At 68.2% G+C, this 24,022-nt stretch carries 10 protein-coding genes; 3 read left to right on the forward strand and 7 right to left on the reverse strand.

All coding sequences use genetic code 11. The features are described 5' to 3' along the window. Positions 1-6: 6 nt before the first annotated feature. Both rfbC and ACUJB0_RS30500 read left to right on the forward strand, forming a co-directional pair. Positions 7-570 carry a dTDP-4-dehydrorhamnose 3,5-epimerase gene (rfbC, locus tag ACUJB0_RS30495; protein ID WP_444848546.1) on the forward strand — a complete coding sequence of 188 codons (564 nt, stop codon included), beginning with the start codon at positions 7-9 and terminating at the stop codon, positions 568-570. Continuing rightward, the gene (locus ACUJB0_RS30500) at positions 567-1,472 is read left to right on the forward strand and encodes an NAD-dependent epimerase/dehydratase family protein (RefSeq protein ID WP_444848547.1); all 906 of its coding nucleotides are present in this window, start codon (positions 567-569) and stop codon (positions 1,470-1,472) included. The genes rfbC and ACUJB0_RS30500 overlap by 4 nt, the downstream gene beginning before the upstream one ends. Before the next feature lie 32 nt (positions 1,473-1,504). On the opposite strand, the gene ACUJB0_RS30505 is transcribed toward ACUJB0_RS30500, so the two are convergent. The 5 genes from ACUJB0_RS30505 to ACUJB0_RS30525 form a co-directional block, all read right to left on the reverse strand. Next, positions 1,505-2,290, reverse strand: coding sequence for a glycosyltransferase family 2 protein (locus tag ACUJB0_RS30505; protein ID WP_444848548.1), 786 nt, complete (start codon positions 2,288-2,290; stop codon positions 1,505-1,507). Positions 2,291-2,309: 19 nt separating this feature from the next. Further along, complete coding sequence (locus ACUJB0_RS30510) at positions 2,310-3,677, reverse strand: HlyD family type I secretion periplasmic adaptor subunit (protein WP_444848549.1); 1,368 nt, start codon at positions 3,675-3,677, stop codon at positions 2,310-2,312. Next, positions 3,650-5,800, reverse strand: a complete 2,151-nt coding sequence (locus tag ACUJB0_RS30515) for a peptidase domain-containing ABC transporter (protein ID WP_444848550.1) — start codon at positions 5,798-5,800, stop codon at positions 3,650-3,652. Before ACUJB0_RS30515 ends, ACUJB0_RS30510 begins: the two co-directional genes overlap by 28 nt. Positions 5,801-6,004: 204 nt before the next feature. Continuing rightward, on the reverse strand, positions 6,005-13,927 hold the full coding sequence (locus ACUJB0_RS30520) for a beta strand repeat-containing protein (protein WP_444848551.1): 7,923 nt from the start codon (positions 13,925-13,927) through the stop codon (positions 6,005-6,007). A gap of 455 nt (positions 13,928-14,382) precedes the next feature. After that, on the reverse strand, positions 14,383-21,624 hold the full coding sequence (locus ACUJB0_RS30525; RefSeq protein ID WP_444848552.1) for an SPM autocatalytic domain-containing protein: 7,242 nt from the start codon (positions 21,622-21,624) through the stop codon (positions 14,383-14,385). Positions 21,625-22,092: 468 nt separating this feature from the next. On the opposite strand from ACUJB0_RS30525, the gene ACUJB0_RS30530 reads away from it, so the two are divergent. After that, positions 22,093-22,842: a class I SAM-dependent methyltransferase gene (locus tag ACUJB0_RS30530; protein WP_444848553.1), complete on the forward strand. Its 750-nt coding sequence runs from the start codon at positions 22,093-22,095 to the stop codon at positions 22,840-22,842. 63 nt (positions 22,843-22,905) lie between these two features. Here ACUJB0_RS30530 and ACUJB0_RS30535 read toward each other — a convergent pair whose 3' ends face one another. Beyond that, the gene (locus ACUJB0_RS30535) at positions 22,906-23,298 is read right to left on the reverse strand and encodes a hypothetical protein (protein ID WP_444848554.1); all 393 of its coding nucleotides are present in this window, start codon (positions 23,296-23,298) and stop codon (positions 22,906-22,908) included. Positions 23,299-23,320: 22 nt separating this feature from the next. Further along, positions 23,321-24,022, reverse strand: a 702-nt coding sequence (locus ACUJB0_RS30540; protein ID WP_444848555.1) for a GlxA family transcriptional regulator, incomplete at its 5' end; no start/stop codon positions are given.

The following is a 24,022-nucleotide window of genomic DNA, read 5'->3' on the forward strand; positions in this document are numbered from 1 at the left end:
ACCGCCATGAACATCGTCCCCACCGTCATCCCCGGCTGCTTCCACATCATCCCCGACGTCCGCCACGACGAGCGCGGCAGCTTCGTCAAGGTGTTCCACGAAGAGATCTTCCGCCAGCACGGCCTGGCCACCGATTTCGCCGAGGAGTATTACTCCGCCTCGCACCGCGGCGTCATCCGCGGCCTGCACTTCCAGACCCCGCCGCACGAGCACGCCAAGCTGGTGTACTGCGTGCAGGGCGCGGTGCTGGACGCGGCGGTGGACCTGCGGCGCGGCTCGCCGACCTACGGCCGGCACATCACGCTGGAGCTGAGCGCGGAGAACGGCCATATGCTGTACCTGCCGGCCGGGCTGGCGCACGGCTTCTGCTCGCTCGGCGAGCCGTCGCTGATGGTGTACAAGGTCACCACCACCTACGCGCCGAATAACGACAGCGGCCTGCTGTGGAATTCGGCCGGCATTCCGTGGCCGGTGCAGGACCCGGTCATGTCGGCGCGCGACCGCCAGTTCGCCACGCTGGCGGAGTTCGACTCGCCCTTCGTGTACCACGCCGCCGGAGCGCAGGCATGAACGCGGCCGCACGCCGCGCACTGGTCACCGGCGCCTCCGGCTTTGTCGGCGCCGCGCTGACCCGCCGCCTGTTGGCCGACGGCTGGGAAGTCCACCTGGTGCTGCGCGAGGGCTCGTCCACCGCCAGCCTGCCGCCGGAAGGGGCGCAGCTGCGCCTGCACCGGCACGACGGCAGCATCAACCAGCTGATCGACATCATGCGCGCCGCCGCGCCGGAAGCGGTGTTCCACCTGGCCTCGCTGTTCCTGGCCACGCACAAGCCGGAAGACGTCGAGCGCCTGATCACCTCCAACCTGCTGTTTTCCACCCAGCTGGTGGAAGCGATGGCGGCCTGCGGCGTGCAGCGCCTGGTCAATACCGGCACCTCGTGGGAGCACTACAACGGCGCCGGCTACAACCCGGTGTGCCTGTACGCGGCCACCAAGCAAGCCTTCGGCGCGCTGCTGCGCTACTATGTCGAGGCGCACGGCCTGCGCGTGGCCACGCTCAAGCTGTTCGACACCTACGGCGCCGGCGACACCCGGCCCAAGGTGCTGAACCTGCTCAAGCGCCTGGCGCTGGAAGGGGGCACGCTGGAGATGTCGCCCGGCGAACAGCTGGTGGACCTGGTGTATATCGACGACGTCATCGACGCCTACCTGCTGGCCTACCAGCAGCTGGCCGATGGCGTGCAGCTCAACGCGGTGGAGGAATATGGGGTCTCGAGCGGCCATCCGCTGCCGCTGCGCGACATCGCCGCGCTGTACGCGCAGGTCAGCGGCAAGCCGCTGCACATCGTCTGGGGCGGCCGCCCCTACCGCGCGCGCGAGGTGATGGTGCCGTGGCACCACTACAACAGCGTGCCGGGCTGGCGGCCCAAGATGGACCTGCCGCAGGGCCTGGCCCTGTTCCATGCCAGCTAGCCGGAATTAAGCCAGCTTAGAAGCAAGCCGGCTTAGAAGTAAGCCAGCTCCAGCACCACGCCGGCGCCGCCCATCAGCGCCTGGCGCGCCAGCCGCGTGGCCATGTTGGGCGCCGGATGCTTGCGGTACAACTGCAGCATCACGTCGACGATCTGGTCGTCGCGCGAATTCCCCCGCCGCATGTTCTCCGGCGCCGTCGCGGCGCTCTTGTGGATCACCACGCCGTCCAGCGGGTGGTGCACCAGCCGCCGTCCGTGCAGCGCGGCCAGCAGGAAATCCCAGTCCTCGTAGATGATCAGGTCGGTCTCGTTGCGCACGCCTTCCAGCACGTCGCGGCGGTAGGCCACGCAGCTGTTCGGGATGCGGTTGCGCACGTAGACGCTGTCCTGCGTGACGTCGGCGATCGACACCTTCTGGCCGCCCGGCAGCAGGGCCGGCGGGAACACGGTGCGGTCCTCGTTCTGGATCTGGAAGTCGTGGAACAGCAGCTCCGGCTTGTCGCGCTGCAGGCGCGCCTTGAGCCTGGCCAGGTGGTCGGGCCGGTAGGTGTCGTCGTCGTCGAGGAACAGGATGTATTCGCTGTCGGCGATCGCCAGCCCGAGGTTGCGGCTGGCGGCCGGCCCCGGCTTGCCGCTGCAGCGCAGCACGTAGTCGAAGCGGCCGGCCAGCTGGTTCAGCTGGTTGTACGGCGGCAGGTAGCCGGCCGTGTCGGACACGATCACCACCTTGAAGTCCTGGCAGGTCTGGGCGATCAGCGATTCCAGCGTGCGCGTCAGCAGCAGCGGCCGGTCGTGGGTCGGGATGATGATGGAGAACACGGGCAGCCTCCGCTTCTGGTTAAGGTTCGCGTATCGATTCGTCCATCGCCCGGGTCAGCGGGTACAGCAGGTAGGACATCACCGTGCGGTGTCCCACCACCACCTCGGCCGACACGGTCATGCCCGGCAGCAGCTGGGCGCCCTCGGGCAGCTTCTTGAGCTTGCCGGTGTAGGGAATGCGGCTCAGGTAGTAGGCGTCCAGGCCGCCGCCGTTCTTGTCGGTGGTCTCGCGCTTGAAGGCGTCCTGGCTGATGGTGCGCACCTTGCCCTCCAACATGCCATGCTGCTGGAACGAGAAGGCGTCGACCTTGATGTGGACCGGCGCGCCCTGCTTGATGTAACCGATGTCGAGCGAGTCGATCTGCACCTCGGCCTCCAGTTGCGCGCCCAGCGGCACCAGCGTGAACAGCGGCTCGGCCTCGCGCACGATGGAGCCCACCGACAGCTTGCCGATCTCCAGCACCACGCCGTCGGCCGGCGCCACCATGGTGATCGCCTGGTGCCGCTTGTCGGCCTTGGCCAGCTGCTCGGTGATGCCGTCGCGCTCGCGCGTGGCGCTGAGCAGGTCTTCCATGGTCTTCTGGCGCCAGCTCTTGTCGAACGCGGCGCGCTCGGCCTGGGCCGAGGCCAGCTCGCTGGCCATCTCGATCGCCTTGTTGCGCTGCAGGTCCATGTCGCGCTCGACCTCGAGGCGGCGGTCACGCGCTTCCAGCAGGTGCATCTTGGCGCCGAACTGCTCGGCCATCAGCTGCTCCTGCATGGCTTCCACCTCGCGCAGCGACTTGACGCGCTGGGCCAGGATCTGCTGGTCGTGCTTGTTGGTTTCCAGGCCGGCCTTAAGGCGCGCGATGTTCTGGTCCATCTTGGTCTTCTGCGCCTCGAAGTTGGCCTTGCGCTCGGTCGAGAGCTGGGCCTGCAGCAGGCTGTCGGCGGTCGAGCCGCTGCCGGTGACGGCGCCCGGCTGGCCCGCCAGCTCGGCGCGCAGGCCGGCGGCCTGGGTGTTCAGGCTGTCCAGGCGCACGCGCAGTTGCTGCTCGTCGGCGGCGGTGAAGGTCGGATCCAGCCGCGCCAGCACCTGGCCTTTTTTCACCACCTGGCCGACCCGCACGTCGATGCTCTGGATGATGGAGGTGTCGAGCGGCTGCACCACGATGTTGGGCAGCGGATTGACCAGGCGGCCGTGCGCCACCACGATCTTCTCCACCGGCGACACGCTGGCCCAGACGATGAAGAACACGAAGGCGGCCAGCATCACGTGCAGCGTGAGGCGCACGAACTTGGGCAGCGGGCCGCGCTCGATGGCGTCGGCGTCCGGCAGAAACGCGATTTCGGTTTCGTCCTTGCGGCGGCGCTTGAGGCTTAGAGGTGACTTGTTTGCTGGTTCCATAAGTGCTGGTAAGTGTCGCTACGGGTGAGCAGTTCTTCGTGGCGGCCGGCGTCCATCAGCCGGCCCTGTTGCATGACCATGATCTTGTCGGCGTTGACCAAGGTCGACAGGCGGTGCGAGATCATCACCACCGTGCGGCCCACCGCGATGCGCGACAGGTTGCTGATGAAGATGGCCTCCGATTCCGGATCCAGCGCCGACGCCGCCTCGTCCAGGATCAGGATGCGCGGCTTGGCCACCAGCGTGCGGGCGATCGACAGCCGCTGCTTCTGGCCGCCGGACAGGTTGGAGGCGTTCTCTTCCAGCACGGTGTCGTAGCCCATCGGCAGGCGCTCGATGAACTCGTCGGCGCCGGCCGCGGCTGCCGCCTCGACCAGTTCCTCGAAGGTGGCGTCCGGCTTGGTGACGGACAGGTTCTCGCGCACGGTGCCGCGGAACAGGAAGTTTTCCTGTAATACCACGCCGATCTGGCGGCGCAGGTGCGACAGCTCGATCTCGCGGGCGTCGATGCCGTCGAAGCGGACGATGCCCTCCTGGACCGGATACAGGCCCTGGATCAGCTTGGTCAGGGTGGTCTTGCCGGAGCCGGAGCGGCCGACGATGCCGACCACCGTGCCCGGCTCGATCGTGAAGCGGGCCTTGTCCAGCGCCATCGCCTGCGCGCCCGGATAGCGGAAGGTGACGTCGTCGAAGCGGATCTCGCCCTGCAGCACGGGACGCAGGCCGTTGGCGCCGGCGCGGCCTTCGGGCGCGCGGTTCATCACCTCGCCCAGCATGCGCACCGACAGCGCGGTTTCCTGGTATTCGTTGACCAGGCCGACGATGGAAATCAACGGTTGCGTGACGCGGCCCGACAGCATCTGGAAGGCGATCAGCGCGCCCACCGACAAGGTGCTGTCGAACACGTCGGCCGCGCCCACCACGATCAGGGTGACCGGCAGCAGCTTGCCGAGGAAATCGGTGACGGCGTTGCCGGCGATCGAGATCTGGCCGACGCGGAAGTGCATGGTGATAGCCTCGGCCGAGCGCTGGTCCCAGATGCGGCGCTGCGACGGCTCGATCGCCAGCGCCTTGACGGTGCGCATGCCGTGGATGGTCTCGACCAGCATGCCCTGGCGCTGGCCCTCGGCCGAGTACAGCGCGTTGAGGCGGCGCTGGAAGGTCGGCACCATGGCCATCACCACGCCGGCGATCATGGCGGCGAACAGCAGCACGATCATGGCCAGCTTGAACGAGTAGCTGAACAGGATGGGCACGAACACCAGCAGCGCGATCAGGTCGAGCGCGGTGAAGAACAGGCGGCCGGTCAGGAAGCTGCGGATCTTTTCCAGCTGCTGCATATGGCGCGTGACCACGCCGGCGCTGGTGGTTTCAAAGAAGTCGATCGGCAGCGACAGCAGGTGGCTGAACACGCGGCGCGTCAGGCGCATGTCGATCTTGTTGGAGGCGGCCAGGGTCAGCGTCTGGCGCAGGAAGCCGAAGGTGGCGTCGAACACCAGCGCGGCGATGATGCCCACCGCCAGCACCTGCAGCGTGGTCACGCTCTGGTGCGTGAGCACCTTGTCGATCACCAGCTGGAAGAAGATCGGCGAGGCCAGCGCCAGCAGCTGCATGGCGATGGCGGCGATGAAGATGTCGCGGAAGGCCGACTTCTGCTTGAGGATCTCGGGAATGAACCAGCGCAGGCCGAACGGCTGGTTGGGGTCGCTCAACTTGTGCTGGCGTTTGACGAACAGCACGTCGCCGTGCCAGCGCTGCTCGAAGTCGGCGCGGCCGACCATCACCACGGCGGCGTTGGGGTTGACCGGGTTGAGCACGGCCACCTGGTCTTCCGCACCGTTCTCGCCGGGCTTGACGCCGACCGCGATCACCATGTTGCCGTCGACCAGGCGCGCCATCAGCGGGAACACGCCGCCCTGCGCCATCAGGCGCGACCAGGTCAGCTTGTCGGCCTTGGCCTTGAGGCCGATGTCGGAGGCGATCCGCAGCAGCGCGCCGGTGCCTGGCTCTTCCGCGCGCAGCGCATAGTCGTCGATCAGGCGTTCAGGATTGATTTGCAGACCGTGATGCTGCGCGATCGCTGTCAGACACTGGATCGCGGTGTGGGGAAATTTATCGTGCATAGGCCTGATGAATGGGTAAGAGCTGGGAAAAGCTTGCATTAGCGCACTATCGTGCCAGCCTTCGGATTCTAACCCAGCATAGTGTTTCCGGGAGGTTTTTGTGTGGCGCAAACACAGCGCAATTTACCTTCTTGTTCCGCGCATAAAAAAACGGCAAGGCCCGCAGGCCTTGCCGTTCTTGCTTACGCTATGAAAGCTGCTTGCTTACTTGGCAGCCAGGAAGCCCTGGTGGTTGCCGCTCTGCAGAGCTTTCAGGCGCAGCGCTTCGTCGGTCGCTGCCGAGTTGGTCGTCGCGGTCAGCTTGTTGTCGTAGCTGCTGATCGCGTCGGCCATCGCCGCCACCGCCGTGTTCACGCTGTTCGGCACTTCCAGCTTGGCCGTGGTGGTGGTCGCTGCCGCCGCCGCGTCAAAGCTCGACATCGCCGAGGCCAGGCCGCTCACCGAGGTGGTCAGGCTGGTCGTGGCCGCGCCGGTCTGGAACCAGACGTCCGCTGCCGCGTGGCTGGCGCCGTCGGCGGTCTCGTAGGTCGAGGTGATGCCGACGATGTTGCCGTTGTTGGCCGAGGCGTTCTGCTTGGCATCGAGGTTCAGCTTGGTGATGCCCAGCGATGCCAGCGATTTCAGCTCGTCGGCCTGGCTGACGCCGTCCGCGTTGCCATCCACCCACACACGCAGGTCGCCGAACGCGCTGTCCTTGGCATCGACCACGCCGTCGCCGTTGGTGTCGAGCTCGTTCAGGGCCGTGTAGCCGTTGGTCGCTTTCTGACCGTTGGCCAGCGTGGTGCCCGAACCGAACAGCTCGCCGCCGTCGTTGATGACGCCGTCATGGTTGCGGTCCAGGGCCAGCAGGCCGTCGCCGCCGCCCACCCAGCCGGTGTTGACCTTGGTGCCGTTGGCGTTCAGGTCGAAGTTCACACCAGCCGACAGGCCCAGGGTGGTGATGCCGTCGTTGTTCAGGTCCAGCACGATCGGCGTACCCAGTGGCGAAGGCAGCGCCGCGATCTGGTCGGTCGTCAGGCCCGGTACCTGGGCGCTGGTGATGGCGCAGACTTGCTGGCTGTTCAACGAGTGGATCTGGTCGGTCGTCAGCGCGCGGATCTGGGTGGTGCTCAGGGCCGCGATGGCGTTGGTCTTCAGGCCGGCCAGGTCGGCGGTCTCGAGGGCCACGATCTGGTTGGTCGACAGCGCCTTGACCTGGTTGGAGTTCAGCACCGCGACCTGCTGGCTCGACAGCGCGACGATCTGGTCGGTCGTCAGCGCGGCCACCTGGGCGGTCTGCAGCGATGCGAACACCGAGGTCTTCAGCACGGTCACGTCTTCCGTGCCCAGCGCGGCGATGTCGTTGGTGGTCAGCGCGCTCACTTGCGCCGAGCTCAGCACCGCGACCTGGGTCGTGGTCAGCGCCACCACCTGGTCGGTGCTCAGCGCCGACGACAGGTTGGCCGTGCTCAGGGACATGACCTGGGCGGTGGTCAGCGCCGCCACCTGGTCGGTGGTCAGCGAGGCGACCTGGGCCGAACGCAGCGTGGCGATGATCGAGGTCTTCAGCGAGCCGATGTCGGCCGTTTCGATCGCGGCGATGGCGCCGGTGGTCAGCGCGTTCACTTGCGCCGTGCTCAGGGCACCCAGTTGCAGCGAGGTCATCGCCACCACCTGGTCGGTGGTCAGGCCGGAGGCCAGGTTGGCGGTGGTCATCGCGGCGACCTGGGCGGTGCCCAGCGCGCCGATCTGGTCGGTCGTCAGCACGGCCACTTCGGCGGTGCGCAGCGCGGCGATCGCGGCGGTTTTCAGCGAACCGATGTCAGCCGTCTCGATGGCGGCGATGGCGGCGGTGCCCATCGTGCTCACCTGCAGGCTGGTCAGCGCGCCGATCTGGCCGGCGGTCAACGCCACCACCTGGTCGGTGGTCAGCGCGGACGCCTGGTTGGTCGACAGGGCGCCGATGACCGAGGTCTTCAGCGCGCCGATGTCGCCCGTTTCAATCGCGGCGATGGCGTTGGTCGACAGCGCGGCCACCTGGGCCGAGCTCAGTGCGCCCACTTGCAGCGAGCTCAGTGCCACCACCTGGTCGGTGGTCAGCGCCTGCATGCTGGCGGTGGTGATCGCGGCGATCTGGCCGGTGGTCAGGCTCGACAGCTGGTCGGTGGTCAGCGAGGCCAGTTGCGCGGTCCGCAGCGAGGCGATGATCGAGGTCTTCAGGCCAACGATGTCGGCCGTGCCGATGGCCGCCACGTCGCCGGTCGACAGCGCGCTGAACTGGTTGGAGCTCAGGGCGCCCAGCTGGGCCGAGCTCATCGCCACGACCTGGTCGGTGGTCAGGCCGGAGGCCAGGTTGGCGGTGGTCAGCGCGGAGACCTGGGCGGTGCTCAGGGCGCCGATCTGGTCGGTGGTCAGCGCGGCGGTCTGCTGCGTGGTCATGGCGCCGATGGCCGAGGTCTTCAGCGCGCCGAGGTCGGCCGTCTCGATGGCGGCGATCTGGCCGCTGCTCATCGCGGCGATCTGGGCGCTGGTGAACGCGCCGATCTGGCCCGAGCCCAGTGCGACCACCTGGTCGGTGGTCAGCGCCTTGGCCTGGCTGGTCGACAGGCCGGCGATGGACGAGGTCTTCAGCGAGCCGATGTCACCCGTTTCAATCGCGGCGATGTCGTTGGTCGACATCGCGGCCACTTGTGCCGAGCTCAGCGCGCCGATCTGCAGCGAGCCCAGTGCCACCACCTGGTCGGTGGTCAGCGCCTGGATGTTGGCGGTGGTGATCGCGGCGACCTGGCCGGTGGTCAGGCTGGACAACTGGTCGGTGGTCAGCGAGGCCAGCTGCGCGGTCTTCAGCGAAGCGATGATCGAGGTTTTCAGGCCGACAATGTCGGCGGTCTCGATGGCCGCGATGTCGCCGGTCGACAGCGCGCCGAACTGGTTGGAGCTCAGGGCGCCGAACTGGGCCGAGCTCATGGCCACGATCTGGTCGGTGGTCAGGCCGGACGCCAGGTTGGCGGTGGTCAGCGCGCCGACCTGGGCGGTGCTCAGGGCGACGATCTGGTCGGTGGTCAGCGCGGCGGTCTGCTGCGTGGTCATGGCGCCGATGGCGGACGTTTTCAACGCGCCAAGGTCGGCCGTTTCGATGGCGGCGATCTGGCCGCTGCTCATCGCGCCGATCTGGGCGCTGGTCAGCGCGCCGATCTGGCCCGAGCCCAGCGCGACCACCTGGTCGGTCGTCAGGGCCTTGGCCTGGTTGGTCGACAGGCCGGCGATGGCCGAGGTCTTCAGCGAACCGATGTCGCCGGTTTCAATCGCGGCGATGTCGTTGGTCGACATCGCGCCCACTTGCGCCGAGCTCAGCGCGCCGATCTGCAGCGAGCTCAGTGCCACCACCTGGTCGGTGGTCAGCGCCTGGATGTTGGCGGTGGTGATCGCGGCGATCTGGCCGGTGGTCAGGCTCGACAGCTGGTCGGTGGTCAGCGAGGCCAGCTGCGCGGTCTTCAGCGAAGCGATGATCGAGGTCTTCAGGCCGACGATGTCGGCGGTCTCGATGGCGGCGATGTCACCGGTCGACAATGCGCTGAACTGGTTGGAGCTCAGGGCGCCCAGCTGGTTCGAGCTCATCGCGACGATCTGGTCGGTGGTCAGGCCGGACGCCAGGTTGGCGGTGGTCAGCGCGGAGACCTGGGCAGTGCTCAGGGCCACGATCTGGTCGGTGGTCAGCGCGGCGGTCTGCTGCGTGGTCATGGCGCCGATGGCGGACGTTTTCAACGCGCCCAGGTCGGCGGTCTCGATGGCGGCGATCTGGCCGCTGCTCATCGCGGCGATCTGGGTGCTGGTCAGCGCGCCGATCTGGCCCGAGCCCATGGCGACGATCTGGTCGGTCGTCAGGGCCTTGGCCTGGCTGGTCGACAGGCCGGCGATGGACGAGGTCTTCAGCGAACCGATGTCGCCCGTTTCAATCGCGGCGATGTCGTTGGTCGACAGCGCGGCCACCTGGGCCGAGCTCAGCGCGCCCACTTGCAGCGAGCCCAGCGCGACGATCTGGTCGGTGGTCAGCGCCTGGATGTTGGCGGTGGTGATCGCGGCGACCTGGCCGGTGGTCAGGCTCGACAGTTGGTCGGTGGTCAGCGAGGCCAGCTGCGCGGTCTTGAGCGAAGCGATGATCGAGGTTTTCAGGCCGACGATGTCGGCGGTCTCGATGGCCGCGATGTCGCCGGTCGACAATGCGCTGAACTGGTTGGTGCTCAGGGCGCCCAGCTGGTTCGAGTTCATCGCCACGATCTGGTCGGTGGTCAGGCCCGAGGCCAGGTTGGCGGTGGTCAGCGCGGAGACCTGGGCGGTGCTCAGGGCAACGATCTGGTCGGTGGTCAGCGCGGCGGTCTGCTGCGTGGTCATGGCGCCGATGGCCGAGGTTTTCAGCGAGCCGAGGTCGGCCGTTTCGATGGCGGCGATCTGGCCGCTGCTCATCGCGGCGACCTGGGCGCTGGTGAGCGCGCCGACCTGGCCGGCGCCCAGCGCGACGATCTGGTCGGTGGTCAGGGCCTTGGCCTGGCTGGTCGACAGCGCGGCGATGACCGAAGTCTTCAGCGAGCCGATGTCGCCGGTTTCAATCGCGGCGATGTCGTTGGTCGACAGCGCGGCCACCTGGGCCGAGCTCAGCGCGCCCACTTGCAGCGAGCCCAGCGCGACGATCTGGTCGGTGGTCAGCGCCTGCATGTTGGCGGTGGTGATCGCGGAGATCTGGCCGGTGGTCAGGCTGGACAGTTGGTCGGTGGTCAGCGAGGCCAGCTGCGCGGTCTTCAGCGAAGCGATGATCGAGGTTTTCAGGCCGACAATGTCGGCGGTCTCGATGGCGGCCACGTCGCCGGTCGACAGCGCGCCGAACTGGGCGGTGCTGAGCGCGCCCAGCTGGTTCGAGCTCATCGCCACGATCTGGTCGGTGGTCAGGCCCGAGGCCAGGTTGGCGGTGGTCAGTGCGGCGATCTGGGCGGTGGCCAGCGCGACGATCTGGTCGGTGGTCAACGCGGCGGTCTGCTGCGTGGTCATGGCGCCGATGGCCGAGGTTTTCAGCGAGCCGAGGTCGGCGGTCTCGATGGCGGCGATCTGGCCGCTGCTCATCACGGCGACCTGGGCGCTGGTGAGCGCGCCGACCTGGCCGGCGCCCAGCGCGACGATCTGGTCGGTGGTCAGGGCCTTGGCCTGGTTGGTCGACAGGCCGGCGATGGCCGCGGTCTTCAGCGAGCCGATGTCGCCGGTTTCAATGGCGGCGATGTCGTTGGTCGACAGCGCGGCCACCTGGGCCGAGCTCAGCGCGCCCACTTGCAGCGAACCCAGCGCGACGATCTGGTCGGTGGTCAGCGCCTGCATGTTGGCGGTGGTGATGGCGGCGATCTGGTTGGTGGTCAGGCTGGACAACTGGTCGGTGGTCAGCGAGGCCAGCTGCGCGGTCTTCAGCGAAGCGATGATCGAGGTCTTCAGGCCGACGATGTCGGCCGTGCCGATGGCGGCCACGTCGCCGGTCGACAGCGCGCCGAACTGGGCGGTGCTGAGCGCGCCCAGCTGGTTCGAGCTCATCGCGACGATCTGGTCGGTGGTCAGGCCCGAGGCCAGGTTGGCGGTGGTCAGCGCGGACACCTGGGCGGTGCTCAGGGCAACGATCTGGTCGGTGGTCAGCGCGGCGGTCTGCTGCGTGGTCATGGCGCCGATGGCCGAGGTTTTCAGCGAGCCGATGTCGGCCGTTTCGATGGCGGCGATCTGGCCGCTGCTCATCGCGGCGACCTGGGCGCTGGTGAGCGCGCCGACCTGGCCGGCGCCCAGCGCGACGATCTGGTCGGTGGTCAGGGCCTTGGCCTGGTTGGTCGACAGGCCGGCGATGGCCGAGGTCTTCAGCGAGCCGATGTCGCCCGTTTCAATCGCGGCGATGTCGTTGGTCGACAGCGCGGCCACCTGGGCCGAGCTCAGCGCGCCCACTTGCAGCGAGCCCAGCGCGACGATCTGGTCGGTGGTCAGCGCCTGCATGTTGGCGGTGGTGATGGCGCTGATCTGGTTGGTGGTCAGGCTGGACAACTGGTCGGTGGTCAGCGAGGCCAGCTGCGCGGTCTTCAGCGAAGCGATGATCGAGGTCTTCAGGCCGACGATGTCGGCGGTCTCGATGGCGGCGATGTCGCCGGTCGACAATGCGCTGAACTGGTTGGTGCTCAGGGCGCCCAGCTGGTTCGAGCTCATCGCGACGATCTGGTCGGTGGTCAGGCCGGACGCCAGGTTGGCGGTGGTCAGCGCGGACACCTGGGCGGTGCTCAGGGCAACGATCTGGTCGGTGGTCAGCGCGGCGGTCTGCTGCGTGGTCATGGCGCCGATGGCCGAGGTTTTCAGCGAACCGATGTCGGCGGTCTCGATGGCGGCGATCTGGCCGCTGCTCATCGCGGCGACCTGGGCGCTGGTGAGCGCGCCGACCTGGCCGGCGCCCAGCGCGACCACCTGGTCGGTGGTCAGGGCCTTGGCCTGGTTGGTCGACAGGCCGGCGATGGACGAGGTCTTCAGCGCGCCGATGTCGGCGGTTTCAATCGCGGCGATGTCGTTGGTCGACATCGCGGCCACCTGGGCCGAGCTCAGCGTGCTTACTTGCAGCGAGGTCAGCGCGACGATCTGGTCGGTGGTCAGCGCCTGCATGTTGGCGGTGGTGATGGCGCTGATCTGGTTGGTGGTCAGGCTGGACAACTGGTCGGTGGTCAGCGAGGCCAGCTGCGCGGTCTTGAGCGCGGCGATGATCGAGGTCTTCAGGCCGACGATGTCGGCGGTGCCGATGGCGGCCACGTCGCCGGTGGTCAGCGCGCCGAACTGGGCGGTGCTAAGCGCGCCCAGCTGGTTGGAGTTCAGCGCGACGACCTGGTCGGTGGTCAGGCCCGAGGCCAGGTTGGCGGTGGTCAGCGAGGCGATCTGGGCGGTGCTCAGCGCGCCGATCTGGTCGGTGGTCAGCGCGGCGGTCTGCTGCGTGGTCATGGCGCCGATGGCGGACGTCTTCAGCGCGCCGATGTCGGCGGTTTCGATGGCGGCGATCTGGCCGCTGCTCATCGCGGCGACCTGGGCGCTGGTGAGCGCGCCGATCTGGCCCGACGCCAACGCGACGATCTGGTCGGTGGTCAGGGCCTTGGCCTGGTTGACCGACAGGCCGGCGATGGCGGCGGTCTTCAGCGCGCCGATGTCGGCGGTTTCAATCGCGGCGATGTCGTTGGTCGACAGCGCGGCCACCTGGGCCGAGCTCAGCGCGGCCACTTGCAGCGAACTCAGCGACACGATCTGGTCGGTGGTCAGCGCCTGCAGGCTGGCGGTGGTGATGGCGGCGATCTGGCTGGTGGTCAGGTTGGACAGCTGGTCGGTGGTCAGCGCCGCCAGCTGGGCGGTCTTGAGGGTGGCGATAATGCTGGTCTTGAGCGCGACCAGGTCGCCGGTCTCGATGGCGGCCACGGCGTTGGTGCCCAGGGCGTTGAACTGGTTGCTGCTCAACTGCGACAGCTGGTTGGCGCTCATCGCGACGACCTGGTCGGTGGTCAGGCCGGACGCCAGGTCGGCGGTGCTCAGCGCGGCCACCTGGCCGGTGGTCAGGCTGGTGATCTGGTCGGTGCTCAGCGAGGTGAACTGGGCGGTGGTCAGCGCGGCGATGGCGGAGGTCTTGATGGCGACCAGGTCGGCCGAGCCGAGCGCGGTGACGGCGCCGGTGCTCAGGCCCATCACCTGGGTGCTGGTCAGCGCGCCGGCCTGGGCGGTGGTCAGCGCGACGATCTGGTCGGTGGTGACCGCGGCCATCTGGCTGGTGCTGATGCCGGCGATGGTGGCGGTGCGCAGCGCGGCGAAGTCGGCCGTTTCCAGCGCGACGATCGATTCGGTGGCCAGCGCGTTGAACTGCGCGGAGTTCAGCACGCCCACCTGGGTGGCGGTCAGCGCCACCACCTGGTCGGTGGTCAGGCCCACCGTCAATTGCTTGGTGGTCAGGGCGGAGATCTGGACGGTGGTCAGCGCGGCGGTCTGGTCCGTGGTGAGCGCGCGGGTCTGGGCCGAGTTGAGCGCAACAATATCAGAAGTCGCGAGAGCAGCAATTGTTTGGGTCGACAGAGCTGCGATCTGGTCGGTACTCATGCTTGTTACGAGGCTCATTTCCATTCTCCTTGGGGCGCTGCACAGTTCTAGACGGACGAAGGTTGGAGCCCACAGGGACCATTCCCCCGGCTCCAACATCAAATTAGGTGTTACTTGCGATTTTGCTACGGAATTGCTTGAGTTAAACGCGAGAAAAGCGCTGGACTTTAGTTCTTAACGTCAATATCCAAGCCAACTTTAGGATACCAGCCCTAGGAATTTTCCTACCGTTAACATTTTTATTGCTTGCCACCATCACATAGTCTGGGTTAATCGGTGACGGTAGGCCCTGCGGCGGCAGCCGTCCTGAACGTACAAAGCGACAAATTTACTCACGGCATTAAAATTTTTTGTTTGCTACGCGCAACGGGTGTGCGCTTCACAACACTTGCATTTCGCTACGAAAAACCGGGTCCAGAGGGCAAAACGGCAGGGCCTAAGCCCTGCCGTTCCTGCCGTACTACGTTGTGGTCTTACTTGGCCGGCGAGGCCAGGAAGCCGTGTCCGCCCTGGGCTTGCAGCGCTTTGAGGCGCAGCTCGCTGTCGGTGGCGGCCTGGGTCTCGGCGCCCAGCGGCTTGTCGCTGAACTGCTTGATGGCGTCGGCCATCTGCGCGACGTTGCTGCCGACCGCGCCTGGCAGGTCCAGCTTGGCGGTGGCCGGCGCCGCCGCGGCGTTGCCGGCGAAGCTGGCCAGCGCCTGGGCCAGGCCGCTGACGTTGCCGCTGACGCTGCTGGTCGGCGTGGTGGCGAACCACACGTCGGCCGCGGCGTGGGTGGCGCCGTCGGCGGTCTCGAAGGTCGAGCTCAGACCCAGGATGTTGCCGTTGTTGACGGTGCCGTCCGCTTTGACGTCCAGGTTCAGCTTGGTGATGCCCAGCGCTTGCAGCGACTTGAGCTCGTCGGCCTGGCTGACGCCGTCGGCGTTGCCGTCGACCCAGACGCGCAGGTCGGCGAAGGCGGCATCCTTGGCGTCGATCACGCCGTCGCCGTTGGTGTCCAGTTCGGCCATGGCCTGGTAGCCGTTGGCGGCCTTCTGGCCGTTGGCCAGCGTGGTGCCCGAACCGAACAGCTCGCCGCCGTCGTTGATGACGCCGTCGTGGTTGCGGTCCAGCGCCAGCAGGCCGTCGCCGCCGGCGGTCCAGCCGGTGTTGACTTTATGGCCGTTGGCCAGCAGGTCGAACTGCACGCCCTGGCCCAGTGCGGTGGTCTGCACGCCGTTGCCGTTCAGGTCCAGCGCGATCGGGGTCAGGAAGGACAGCGCGCGGGTCTGGTCGGTGCTCAGCGCGTGCTGCTGGTCGCTGGTCATCGCGTGGATCTGCATCGAGGTCAGCGCGTGCACCTGGTTGGTGCTCATCGCGGCGAATTCCGCGGTGCGCAGGCTGACGATCTGACGGGTGGTCAGCGCGGCGACCGAGGTGGTGCTCAGCGCGGCGAAGTCGGACGTGTCGAGCGCGGCCAGGGCGTTGGTCGACAGGCCGGCCACTTGCGCGGTGGTCAGCGCCACCAGCTGGTTCGAGGTCAGCGCCACACCCTGGTCGGAGCTCAGCACGCCCAGCTGGACGGCGGTCAGCGCGGCGATCTCGGTGGTCGAGAAAGCGGCCACGCTGGAGGTCGCCAGCGCGGCGACGTTGCGGGTCGACAGCGCGGTCACCTGCTGCGCGCTCAGCGCGGCGGCCTGGCTGGTGGTCAGCGCGCCGATCTGGCTGGTGGACAGGCCGCTGGCGAAGGCGGCGGTCGACAGCGCGGCGATCTGCGCGGTCGTCAGCACGCTGACCTGGGCGGTGGTCAGGCCGGCCAGCTGGGTGGTGCGCAGCGCGGCCATGTCGGCGGTGGACAGGCCGGCCAGGTCGGCGGTCTCGATCGCGCCGATGCTGGTCGAGCTCAGCGACACCACTTGCGCGGTGCCCAGCGCGGCCACCTGGGCCGAGGTCAGGGCGACCACCTGGTTGGTGCTCAGGGCGGCGATGCCGCCGGTGCTCAGCGCGGCGATCGAGGCGGTGGCCAGCGAGGTCACCTGGCCGGTGGTCAGCGCCGACACCTGGGCGGTGCTCAGGGCGGCGATGGACGCCACCTTGAAGGCCGACAGGTCGGCCGTTTCCAGCGCGGCGATGTCGTTGGTGCTCAGCGCGGCCACTTGCGCGGTGCTCAGCGCGGCGGCTTCGTTGGTGGTCAGCGCCACGACCTGGTTGGTGGTCAGGGCCTTGACCTGGTTGACGCTCAGCGCGGCGATCGCGTTGGTCGACAGCGCGGCGAAGTCCGAGGTTTCCAGCGCGGCCACGCCGTTGGTGGTCAGGCCGGCCACTTGCGCGGCGCTCAGCACGCTGGCCTGGCCGGTGGTCAGGGCGACGATCTGGTTGGTGGTCAGGCCGGACACGGCGGCGGTGGTCAGCGCGACGATCTGGTTGGTCGACAGCGCGCCCACCTGGTCGGTGGTCAGGCCGGCCAGCTGGCTGCTGCGCAGCGCGGCGATGTCACCGGTCGACAGGCCGGCCAGGTCGGCGGTCTGGATCGCGCCGATCGCGTTGCTCGACAGGGCGGCCACTTGCGCGGTGCCCAGGCTGTTGATCTGGTTGGAGCTCAGCGCGACGACCTGGTTGGTGCTCAGCACCGAGATGGCGGCCGTGCTCAGCGCGGCGATCGACGCGGTGGCCAGCGAGGCAACCTGGCCGGTGGTCAGCGCGCTCACTTGCGCGGTGCTCAGGATGGCGATGGAAGCGACCTTGATGGCCGACAGGTCGGCCGTTTCCAGCGCGGCGATGTCGTTGGTCGACAACGCGGCCACTTGCGCGGTACCCAGCGCGGCGGCTTCGTTGGTGGTCAGCGCGACAACCTGGTTGGTGGTCAGGGCCTTGACCTGGTTGGCGCTCAGCGCGGCGATCGCGTTGGTCGACAGGGCTGCGAAGTCGTTGGTCGACAGCGCGGCGATGCCGTTGGTGGAGAGGCCGGCTGCCTGGGCGGCGGTCAGCACGCTGGCCTGGCCGGTGGTCAGGGCAACGATCTGGTTGGTGCTCAGCGAACCGATTTGTGCCGAGCTCAGCGCAGCGAACTGGTTGGTCGACAGCGCGCCCACCTGGTCGGTGGTCAGGCCGGCCAGCTGGCTGGTGCGCAGCGCGGCGATGTCGTTGGTCGACAGGCCGGCCAGGTCGGCGGTCTCGATCGCGCCGATGCTGTTGGCGCTCAGCGCAGCCACTTGCGCGGTGCTCATGCTGGCGATCTGGTTCGAGGTCAGCGCGACGACCTGGTTGGTGCCCAGGGAAGCGATGCCGCCGGTGCTCAGCGCGGCGATCGAGGCGGTGGCCAGCGAGGTGATCTGGCCGGTGGTCAGGGCAGCCACTTGCGCGGTGGTCAGCGCGGCGATGGCGGCGGTCTTGACTGCCGACAGGTCGGCCGTTTCCATGGCGGCGATGGCGTTGGTGCTCAGAGCTGCCACTTGCGCGGTGCTCAGCGCGGCGGCTTCGTTGGTGCTCAGCGCCACCACTTGCGCGGTGGTCAGGGCCTTGACCTGGTTGACGCTCAGCGACGCGACAGCGTTGGTCGACAACGCGGCGAAGTCGTTGGTCGACAGCGCGGCGATGGCGTTGGTGGTCAGCGCGGCCACTTGGGCGGTGCTCAGCACGCTGGCCTGGCCGGTGGTCAGGGCGACGATCTGGTTGGTGGTCAGACCCGATACGGCGGCGGTGGTCAGCGCGACGATCTGGTTGGTCGACAGCGCGCCCACCTGGTCGGTGGTCAGGCCGGCCAATTGGTTGCTGCGCAGCGCGGCGATGTCGTTGGTCGACAGGCCGGCCAGGTCGGCGGTCTGGATCGCGCCGATGGCGTTGCTCGACAGGGCGGCCACTTGCGCGGTACCCAGGCTGTTGATCTGGTTCGAGCTCAACGCGACAACCTGGTTGGTGCTCAACACCGAGATGGCGGCCGTGCTCAGCGCGGCGATCGAGGCGGTGGCCAGCGAGGCAACCTGGCCGGTGGTCAGCGCGCTCACTTGCGCGGTGCTCAGGATGGCGATGGAAGCGACCTTGATGGCCGACAGGTCGGCCGTTTCCAGCGCGGCGATGTCGTTGGTCGACAACGCGGCCACTTGCGCGGTACCCAGCGCGGCGGCTTCGTTGGTGGTCAGGGCCACGATCTGGTTGGTGCTCAGGGCCTTGATCTGGTTGGCGCTCAGCGCCGCGATGGCGTTGGTCGACAGGGCGGCGAAGTCGTTGGTCTCCAGCGCGGCGATGCCGTTGGTGGAGAGGCCGGCTGCCTGGGCGGCGGTCAGCGCGCTGGCCTGGCCGGTGGTCAGGGCAACGATCTGGTTGGTGCTCAGCGAACCGATTTGTGCCGAACCCAGCGCAGCGAACTGGTTGGTCGACAGTGCGGCGACCTGGTCGGTGGAGAGGCCGGCCAGCTGGCCGGTGCGCAGCGCGGCGATGTCGTTGGTCGACAGGCCGGCCAGGTCGGCGGTCTCGATGGCGCCAATGCTGTTGGCGCTCAGCGCGGCCACTTGCGCGGTGCTCATGCTGGCGATCTGGTTCGAGGTCAGTGCGACAACCTGGTTGGTGCCCAGGGCGGCGATGCCGCCGGTGCTCAGCGCGGCAATCGAGGCGGTCGCCAGCGAGGTGATCTGGCCGGTGGTCAGGGCAGCCACTTGCGCGGTGGTCAGCGCGGCGATGGCGGCGGTCTTGACGGCCGACAGGTCGGCCGTTTCCATGGCGGCGATGGCGTTGGTGCTCAGAGCTGCCACTTGCGCGGTGCTCAGCGCGGCGGCTTCGTTGGTGCTCAGCGCCACCACTTGCGCGGTGGTCAGGGCCTTGACCTGGTTGACGCTCAGCGACGCGACAGCGTTGGTCGACAACGCGGCGAAGTCGTTGGTCGACAGCGCGGCGATGGCGTTGGTGGTCAGCGCGGCCACTTGGGCGGTGCTCAGCACGCTGGCCTGGCCGGTGGTCAGGGCGACGATCTGGTTGGTGGTCAGGCCGGACACGGCGGCGGTGGTTAGCGCGACGATCTGGTTGGTGCTCAGCGCGCCCACCTGGTCGGTGGTCAGGCCGGCCAGCTGGTTGCTGCGCAGCGCGGCGATGTCGCTGGTCGACAGGCCAGCCAGGTCGGCGGTCTGGATCGCGCCGATGGCGTTGCTCGACAGGGCGGCCACTTGCGCGGTGCCCAGGCTGTTGATCTGGTTCGAGCTCAGGGCGACGATCTGGTTGGTGCTCAGCGCGCCGATGGCGGCCGTGCTCAGCGCGGCGATCGAGGCGGTGGCCAGCGAGGCGACCTGGCCGGTGGTCAGCGCGCTCACTTGCGCGGTGCTCAGGATGGCGATGGAAGCGACCTTGATGGCCGACAGGTCGGCCGTTTCCAGCGCGGCGATGTCGTTGGTCGACAACGCGGCCACTTGCGCGGTACCCAGCGCGGCGGCTTCGTTGGTGGTCAGGGCCACGATCTGGTTGGTGCTCAGGGCCTTGACCTGGTTGGCGCTCAGCGCCGCGATGGCGTTGGTCGACAGCGCGGCGAAGTCGTTGGTCGACAGCGCGGCCACGCCGTTGGTGCTCAGGCCGGCGGCCTGGGCGGCGGTCAGCACGCTGGCCTGGCCGGTGGTCAGGGCGACGATCTGGTTGGTGCTCAGGGCGCCGATTTGCGCCGAGCTCATGGCGGAGAACTGGTTGGTCGACAGCGCGCCCACCTGGTCGGTGGTCAGGCCGGCCAGCTGGCTGGTGCGCAGCGCGGCGATGTCGTTGGTCGACAGGCCGGACAGGTCGGCGGTTTCAATCGCGCCGATGCTGTTGGCGGTCAGCGCGGCCACTTGCGCGGTGCTCATGCTGGCGATCTGGTTCGAGGTCAGCGCGACAACCTGGTTGGTGCCCAGGGAAGCGATGCCGCCGGTGCTCAGCGCGGCGATCGAGGCGGTGGCCAGCGAGGTCACCTGGCCGGTGGTCAGGGCAGCCACTTGCGCGGTGGTCAGCGCGGCGATGGCGGCGGTCTTGACTGCCGACAGGTCGGCCGTTTCCATCGCGGCGATGGCGTTGGTGCTCAGAGCGGCCACTTGCGCGGTGCTCAGCGCGGCGGCTTCGTTGGTGCTCAGCGCCACCACTTGCGCGGTGGTCAGGGCCTTGACCTGGTTGACGCTCAGCGACGCGACAGCGTTGGTCGACAACGCGGCGAAGTCGTTGGTCGACAGCGCGGCGATGGCGTTGGTGGTCAGCGCGGCCACTTGGGCGGTGCTCAGCACGCTGGCCTGGCCGGTGGTCAGGGCGACGATCTGGTTGGTGGTCAGACCCGATACGGCGGCGGTGGTCAGCGCGACGATCTGGTTGGTCGACAGCGCGCCCACCTGGTCGGTGGTCAGGCCGGCCAATTGGTTGCTGCGCAGCGCGGCGATGTCGTTGGTCGACAGGCCGGCCAGGTCGGCGGTCTGGATCGCGCCGATGGCGTTGCTCGACAGGGCCGCCACTTGCGCGGTGCCCAGGCTGTTGATCTGGTTCGAGCTCAACGCGACAACCTGGTTGGTGCTCAGCACCGAGATGGCGGCCGTGCTCAGCGCGGCGATCGAGGCGGTGGCCAGCGAGGCGACCTGGCCGGTGGTCAGCGCGCTCACTTGCGCGGTGCTCAGGATGGCGATGGCGGCCACCTTGATGGCCGACAGGTCGGCCGTTTCCAGCGCGGCGATGTCGTTGGTCGACAGCGCGGCCACTTGCGCGGTACCCAGCGCGGCGGCTTCATTGGTGGTCAGCGCGACAACCTGGTTGGTGGTCAGCGCCTTGACCTGGGTGGCGCTCAGCGCGGCAATCGCGTTGGTCGACAGCGCGGCGAAGTCGTTGGTCGACAGCGCGGCCACGCCGTTGGTGCTCAGGCCGGCGGCCTGGGCGGCGGTCAGCACGCTGGCCTGGCCGGTGGTCAGGGCGACGATCTGGTTGGTGCTCAGGGCGCCGATTTGCGCCGAGCTCAATGCGGAGAACTGGTTGGTCGACAGCGCGCCCACCTGGTCGGTGGTCAGGCCGGCCAGCTGGCTGGTGCGCAGCGCGGCGATGTCGCCGGTGGACAGGCCGGCCAGGTCGGCGGTCTCGATGGCGCCGACGCTGTTGGCGGTCAGCGCGGCCACTTGCGCGGTGCTCAGGCTGGCGATCTGGTTCGAGGTCAGCGCCACGGCCTGGTTGGTGCTCAGCGCGGCGATGGCGGCGGTGCCCAGCGCGGCGATCGCGCCGGTCGCGAGCGAGGTGATCTGGCCGGTGCTCAGCGCGGCCACCTGGGCCGTGCTCAGCAGGGCGATCGAGGAAGTCTTGATGGCGGCCAGGTCGCCGGTTTCCAGCGCGCCGATGGCGTTGGTGGTCAGCGCGGCGATCTGCGCCGAGGTCAGTTGCGCGGCCTGGTTGCTCGACAGCGCCACCACTTGATTGGTGGTCAGGGCCTTGATCTGGCCGGCGCTGATGCCGCCGATCGCGGCGGTCGACAGCGCGGCGATGTCGTTGGTCGACAGCACGGCGAAGCTGGCGCTCTGCAGGGCGCCGACTTGGGTCGAGCTCAGCGCGCCGATCTGTTGCGTGGTCAGGAACGCGGCCTGGGTGGTGGTGATGCCGCCGGCCAGCTGGGCGGTGGTAAAGGCGGGAATCTGCGAAGTCGTGAACGCGGCCAGCTGGTCAGAACTGAACGCCGCGATGTCGGCAGTCGCCAGCGTGATGATCTGGGAAGTACTGAGACTGGCAAGCTGCGCAGTGGTAAAAGTGGTCGCGAAACTCATTCTAAATTCTCCTGGAGGTACTGCGCTGTCAGCTCAGAAAGCAACCCGACCGCTAGGCGGACGCCCGCGTTCGAGCCCTGTCATGGAATATGTTGCTATTTTTTACATCTTTTTTAGTGCTACCGGGAAAAACCGGCCAGTACTGTACATAACGACGGAATTTTGACTTTCATTAAGTAAACTTTTTTCCGGTAACACTTTACGTCGCGCTCCGGCCGCGCTGGCGGCGGAGTTTCAATAGAGCATTATATCTTACTTAATTTCTCAAAAGAATTTTTTTAAGCGCTGTCGCGGCCCCGCAACCTGTCGTTCCGCCATGTTTAATCATTAAGACAGTTATCGGATCGGGATGGCAAGACGCTATTTGCGTTAGAGAAATGTATCCACAAGGATATTTTGCATCGGGCGTGTGACAAGCGCGTGACCGGTGCATAATCGCCACTCCCTCACCCGACTGGAGACCGACCCATGAACCAATTCCGCCCCCTCATCCTGCTGAGCCTGGCCGGCGCGCTGTGCCTGGCCGCCGGCCAGGCCGCCGCCCAGGCGCCGCTGGCCGCCGCCGCCGTGGCCGACGCCGGCCGCCCGGACGCCGACAAGGCGCGCGACGCCGACCGCAAGCCGGCCGAGATGCTGGCCTTCGCCCAGGTCCAGCCGGGCCAGACGGTGGTGGACTACTTCCCCGGCCGCGGCTACTTCACCCGCCTGTTCAGCGCGGCGGTCGGGCCGCAGGGATCGGTGTACGCGGCGGCGCCGCAGGTGTGGGTGGACAAGCTCAAGGGCAAGCCGCTGCCGCCGCCGGTGTCGGCCGAGCCGGGCCGCGGCAACGTGCACGAGACGGTCGCCGCCGCCTCGCTCAACGTGCCGGTCAAGGCCGACCTGGTGTGGACCTCGCAGAACTACCATGACATCCGCATCTGGGGCGGCGCGGCCGCCACGGCCGAGCTGAACAAGGCGGTGTTCGACGCCCTCAAGCCGGGCGGCCACTATATTGTGCTGGACCACGCGGCCCAGCCGGGCCTGGACGAGGCCGGCATGGCCAAGCTGCACCGCATCGACGAGGCGCTGGTCAAGAAGGAAGTATTGGCGGCCGGCTTCGTGCTGGACGGCGAATCGCAGGCGCTGCGCAATCCCAAGGACGACCGCGGCGCGCAGGTGTTCGAGACCGGCATCCGCGCCCACACCGACCAGTTCATCCTGCGTTTCCGCAAGCCCTGATCGACGCCGGCGGGCGCCCCGGCCAGCGGCACAGCCGGCCGGGATCCCGCGCGCCTAGGCCGCTCAGGCCGGCGGCGCGCGCCGCCGCCAGGCCAGCACGGCGGCGGTGGCCGCCAGCAGCGCCAGCGCCACCATATTGAGCACCACCACCGCGCCGTGGAAGCGCAGCACCAGGCCGACGCTGACGCCGGCCTTGACCGCGAACTGCCAGCCGCCGTCCAGCGGGTACACGGCCACCAGCTGCAGCGCGTAGTACAGCAGGCCGCCCCACAGGCCGGCCTGCCAGCGCTTGAGCGACAGCACCGCCGACAGGAAGCCCAGCAGGGCCGCGCCGTACAGCACCGGCAGCGCGTCGGCCGGCTGGCGCTCGCCGAGCAGGCCCAGGCTCACGCCCAGCGCCAGCGCGCTGTTGAGCAGCAGCACCCGCGCCACCCACTTCTCGAATTCCCGCATCATTTATTCAGTCCGTTCATCCGGTTCAGCCGAAGCGCGCCTGGTAGTCGCTGGGCACCACGCCCAGCTGGGCGGCAAACGCGCGCCGCAGATTGTACTCGCTGCCGAAGCCGCTCTGGCTGGCCGCGCGCTTGACGCTCATGCCGGGCCGCTCCAGCAGCCCGCAGGCCGCCTCCATGCGCAGCCGCAGCAGCAGCTGGGCCGGCGACACGCCCGCCTCCTGCCGCAGGCGCCGGTGCAGCGTGCGCACCGACAGCGCGAACGCGGCCGCCATCTGCTCGACATCGATGTGGCGCCGCAGGCGCGGACGCAGCCATTCGGTCAGCCGGCCGTGCAGGCCCTGCGGCGCGGCCTGCGCCAGCAGCTCCGAGCTGAACTGGCGCTGGCCGCCGGGCCGCTTGAAGAACACCACCAGCCGCTTGGCCGTGTCCAGCGCGGCGCCGCGGCCCTGGTCCTCCTCGACCAGGCTCAGCGCCAGGTCCATGCCGGCCGCGATGCCGGCCGAGGTGTAGAACGGGCCGTCCTTGACGTAGATCGCGTCGTCCAGCACCCGCAGCGCCGGATACTGGGCCTGCAGCGGCGCCGCGTCCATCCAGTGCGTGACGGCGCTGCGGCCGTCCAGCAGGCCGGCGCGCGCCAGCACGAAGGCGCCGGTGCACCCCGAGCAGCAGCGCCGCAGGCCGCCGGCCGCGCCCGCCGTGGCAGCCGCGCGCCGCACCCAGCGCAC

The organism is Duganella caerulea, from assembly GCF_040362985.1.
In the GTDB taxonomy this organism is placed as follows: Bacteria; Pseudomonadota; Gammaproteobacteria; order Burkholderiales; family Burkholderiaceae_D; genus Rugamonas; species Rugamonas vulcania.